Below are 725 nucleotides of genomic sequence, written 5' to 3'. Positions count from 1 at the left end.
TCACCGGGCTGCGTATCTGCGGTGCATCATCAGTTTGTTGTGGCGATATGCTCCGTACACCTTCCGAAACAGGCTTGACCTCCTGTCCATCCTTTTCTTTTTCGTCGGCTTCCTGCGTAGGCGGCGCAAGTTCCAGCTGTATCTTTCGGTCAAGTGCGGCAAGTTCGGACTTAAGCTGTTTCAGTTCGTCCTCCTTTTTCCATACCTTGCCCGCTATCTCCTGCAACTGCGGAACTTCCTTTTCCAGCACCTCGTTCTTTCCCTTGTACTGGTCGATTATGGACGGAATCCGCTCCAATGCGTTCAGGAAATTACGTGCGGCGGCTACCGAATCAGCCATCGCCAGATGCCCGTTGTTGTAGGTGTACTTGTAGTTTCCCTCCACCACGAAGCGGTTATCGGTAAACTCCAGCCCCTCTTTGAGTATCCTCTCGCTTACCACCTTTATCGGAAAGCCGTAAAGTTCCCCGACAGGCTTGTACAGCCCGCCCGTAGTGGCGTTCTTGGCTATCTCCTGCAAACGCTTTCCGATAACCTTTTCATCGGTAGAATCCACGCCGTCCACCTTGACCGCATTCAGGCGGTTGCCCTCCTTGTCCGTCTGCACAACGGAAAGAAAGCGGTTCCAATCTTCCGTCATGGCTTCGATGACAGCCGTGTTGTTACGCAGTTCCCCCGTCTTGGCTTCCAGCTTGAACTCCGAATCGCGCTTGCCCTTGTTGAAC

1 pseudogene is annotated in these 725 nt (G+C 53.5%); it reads right to left on the bottom strand.

What is annotated here, in order from left to right:
* Positions 1-725: pseudogene (locus tag AB5935_RS27940) on the bottom strand (DNA methylase); the annotation flags it as partial.

The organism is Phocaeicola sp. RTP21198st1_B8_RTP21198_201120, from assembly GCF_040929485.1.
Taxonomy (GTDB): Bacteria; Bacteroidota; Bacteroidia; order Bacteroidales; family Bacteroidaceae; genus Phocaeicola; species Phocaeicola dorei.
The sequence above is the reverse complement of the archived record's forward strand: the minus strand, read 5'-3'. Positions and strand labels throughout refer to the sequence as shown.